The sequence below is a fragment of the Sulfobacillus harzensis genome, assembly GCF_012933365.1.
GTDB classification, from domain to species: domain Bacteria; phylum Bacillota; class Sulfobacillia; order Sulfobacillales; family Sulfobacillaceae; genus Sulfobacillus_B; species Sulfobacillus_B harzensis.
The window spans coordinates 1-1,559 of sequence record NZ_JABBVZ010000254.1 but is presented as its reverse complement, the minus strand read 5'-3'; the positions used below and the strand labels follow the sequence as shown (position 1 = coordinate 1,559).

The window sequence follows — 1,559 nt, the reverse complement described above, 5'->3', positions numbered from 1 at the left end:
CTATCCCACTTGAATGGGGTAATTCGCAGGAGCAGGACTTTCACCTGCAAGCTTCTGTACCTGCCAGTCGCACGTAGAACCCGACGGCATCGTCGTCGGTCTCCGTATACCAAGTGGCGAGGCCCAGCTTCGACTGCCGAACGCCCGTAACGAGTATTGCACCATGACCCCGACCCCGATCGTCCGGCTCGACCACAATGTGGGTAATCTCCGTCGGATCCGCCAAAAGCACCCCGATCACCCCGACAGGCCGGCCACGATCCTTCAACACCCAAAGCTGATACGCGGGATGCTTCTGGTACCGCTCTTGCCACAGCACTTTGGGGGCGTCGTTGGCCGCGCCCATCGCATGGGTTAGCAACGGCCACACCACTTCGAAGTCGTCCCGCTCGACTTCTTGAATAGCCAACATTTTTTTTGCTCCGCTTTCTCGGCACACTTGGATGGAAATCACCCTCGCCTCTCGACTCCATGAGCCGTTACCACTAATAAGCCATCCAACTTTGGGAAGCAATATTCGCGATTAGCTCCCGATATGTCCACCCCAGGGCTGACGCCGCAATTCCGACCAAGCTCGCTTGATTGGCGCGGCCCGGTCGACCGGGGCCAGTCGAGTTGGGCTTCATGTTGACGTCAATCACCACAAAATGACCCTGACGATTAGCCCGGGCATCAGGTACGCTAACCGCTTCCGCTGGCGCCCACGGATCCACAACTGTCACATGGACAGTCCCCGACAAGGGGGTTAGTGGGGGATTCCATGTAAGTGGTGGGGAAGCTATATTTTCATTCACTGTGTCACAGGATGGCTCGCAGACCGCTAATGATTATAATGCCCAAAGCATTTTAACCGTGGATGATCCCGGTTGGTGCCTCGCCTCGTCATCCTGATGCACTTTTCGGGGATCAAACAAGTCCGGGATTCTAAAGGGGTGAGAGGCAGCCCTTGATCCTTTTTTACCTATCGAACGGTGCTTTGCATCTAGAAAGCTAATCAATCAGTTAATCCTGCTTCTACTTTAAATTCTTCAATCATGGCTCGAAATTCATTTTTGTGTCGCTGAAATTTCCGTCGCATATCGTGGCTTGAAAACGCTTTCAGAAACCATAGAAATCCTCGGGCACCTTTCAAAATATCATCGACCTGCTCGACGGTAACGGGTGATTGGGTTAAATCCACACCTTCTTCCCAATCCACATACAAACAGTTTTGCTTTAATTTATCCCAATGCTTCAATTGATCGAGCGTGAGTTCGGATTTCATTTCAAAGATTGCCTGTCGGACGTGTTTCGAAGCCAATCCCATCGCTCGATAGTAACTTTTTTTGTGTGTAATTTTGGTCATATACGGTTGAATATGATGAAGCATCTTGGTCAATCCCACCGCCAATTGTTGGCGTCGTCGATGGCGGTCGGCGCTCAAAAGTTCTTTGGTGTGTTGATCTGAAGCGATTCCCACCCCATACGACCACAACACGCAAGCTTGCGGATTCCGGACCTAATCCACCACCCATTCCGGTAAATTCCCACCACCTCGTCCAGTAATTCGCCACCATTCG

The 1,559-nt window shown here is 51.8% G+C and carries 3 protein-coding genes; all 3 read right to left on the bottom strand.

The features are described from left to right. Positions 1-40 precede the first annotated feature (40 nt). Entirely contained in the window at positions 41-412 is a 372-nt protein-coding gene (locus HIJ39_RS22855) for a GNAT family N-acetyltransferase (protein WP_169103328.1), read from the bottom strand. A gap of 73 nt (positions 413-485) precedes the next feature. Next, positions 486-722, bottom strand: a complete 237-nt coding sequence (locus HIJ39_RS22850) for a hypothetical protein (protein ID WP_169103327.1) — start codon at positions 720-722, stop codon at positions 486-488. Between the two features lie 272 nt (positions 723-994). Then, complete coding sequence (locus tag HIJ39_RS22845; protein ID WP_169103326.1) at positions 995-1,459, bottom strand: hypothetical protein; 465 nt, start codon at positions 1,457-1,459, stop codon at positions 995-997. Positions 1,460-1,559: the final 100 nt, after the last annotated feature.

Bases quoted from the DNA above. Each gene is read 5' to 3' on its own strand.
- HIJ39_RS22855 (WP_169103328.1), bottom strand. From the start codon at position 412: ATGTTGGCTATTCAAGAAGTCGAGCGGGACGACTTCGAAGTGGTGTGG.